Annotated in this window: 2 protein-coding genes; both read left to right on the top strand. The window is 65.2% G+C overall.

Annotation, left to right across the window (positions count from 1 at the left end; all coding sequences use genetic code 11):
* The coding region (locus tag ABZ848_RS49490; RefSeq protein WP_360843727.1) for a DUF3459 domain-containing protein at positions 1 to 513 on the top strand (513 nt) is incomplete at its 5' end.
* A 25-nt stretch (positions 514 to 538) separates the two neighbouring features.
* On the top strand, positions 539 to 1740 hold a 1202-nt coding region (gene treS, locus ABZ848_RS49495), incomplete at its 3' end, for a maltose alpha-D-glucosyltransferase (protein WP_360843729.1).

Genomic DNA, 1740 nt, shown 5'->3' on the forward strand with positions numbered 1-1740 from the left:
CGCGCCGTCCTCGCCGCCACCCTCTCCCCCACCTGGGGCGTGTATTCCGGCTACGAGCTGTGCGAGAACATCCCGCTGCGCGACGGCAGCGAGGAATACCTGGACTCGGAGAAGTACCAACTCCGCCCGCGCGACTGGGAATCCGCCGAACGCGAGGGCCGCACCATCACGCCCCTGATCACCAGGCTCAACGCGATCCGGCGACGTCACCCGGCCCTGCACAGGCTGCGGAACCTGCACTTCCACGCCACCGACAACGACATGGTCATCGCCTACAGCAAGACCACCGGCCCGGACACGGTCCTCGTCGTCGTCAACCTCGACCCTCACCACACCCAGGAGGCCACGGTCTCGTTGGACATGCCGCGACTCGGCCTGGAACAGCACGCATTCCTGTCGGCGCACGACGAACTGACGGGTGAGACCTATCACTGGGGCAGAAACAACTATGTGCGCCTGGAACCCGGTCGGACCCCGGCACACGTGCTCCACGTCCAGCGGTCGTCCGCGTAGCCATCGATCGGAGGGTCAGAGCCTCATGACTGTCAACCAGCCCGTCCCGGACACTTTCGAGGACACCCCCGCCAAGGACCGTGACCCGGAGTGGTTCAAGCGGGCGGTCTTCTACGAGGTCCTCGTCCGCTCCTTCCAGGACAGCAACGGCGACGGAGTCGGCGACCTCAAAGGCCTGACCGCGAAGCTGGACTATCTGCAGTGGCTCGGCGTCGACTGCCTCTGGCTGCCGCCCTTCTTCAAATCGCCCTTGCGGGACGGCGGTTACGACGTCTCCGACTACACCGCCGTCCTCCCCGAATTCGGTGATCTCGCGGACTTCGTGGAATTCGTGGACGCCGCCCATCACCGCGGCATGCGCGTGATCATCGACTTCGTCATGAACCACACGAGCGACCAGCACCCGTGGTTCCAGGAGTCCCGGAAGAATCCCGACGGGCCCTACGGCGACTACTACATGTGGGCCGACGACGACAAGCAGTACGCGGACGCCCGCATCATCTTCGTCGACACCGAGGCCTCCAACTGGACCTTCGATCCGGTGCGCGGCCAGTACTTCTTCCACCGGTTCTTCTCCCATCAGCCCGACCTCAACTACGAGAGCCAAGCGGTGCAGGAGGAGATCCTGGCCGCCCTCCGCTTCTGGCTGGACCTGGGCATCGACGGGTTCCGCCTCGACGCCGTGCCCTACCTGTACGCGCAGGAGGGCACCAACTGCGAGAACCTCCCGGCCACCCACGAGTTCCTCAAGCGGGTCCGGCGCGAGATCGACGCGATGTATCCGGACACGGTGATCCTGGCCGAGGCCAACCAGTGGCCCGAGGACGTCGTCGACTACTTCGGCGACTTTCAAAGCGGCGGCGACGAATGCCACATGGCCTTCCACTTCCCGGTCATGCCGCGGATCTTCATGGCCGTACGCCGGGAATCCCGCTACCCCGTCTCGGAAATCCTCGCCAAGACCCCGGCCATCCCGTCTAACTGCCAGTGGGGCATCTTCCTCCGCAACCACGACGAGCTCACCCTCGAAATGGTCACCGACGAGGAACGCGACTACATGTGGGCCGAATACGCGAAGGATCCGCGGATGCGCGCCAACATCGGCATCCGTCGGCGCCTCGCCCCGCTCCTCGACAACGACCGCAACCAGATCGAGCTGTTCACGGCTCTCCTGCTGTCGCTGCCCGGCTCGCCGATCCTGTACTACGGCGACGAGATCGGCATGGG

The sequence above is a fragment of the Streptomyces sp. NPDC047081 genome (assembly GCF_040643775.1).
GTDB lineage: Bacteria > Actinomycetota > Actinomycetes > Streptomycetales > Streptomycetaceae > Streptomyces.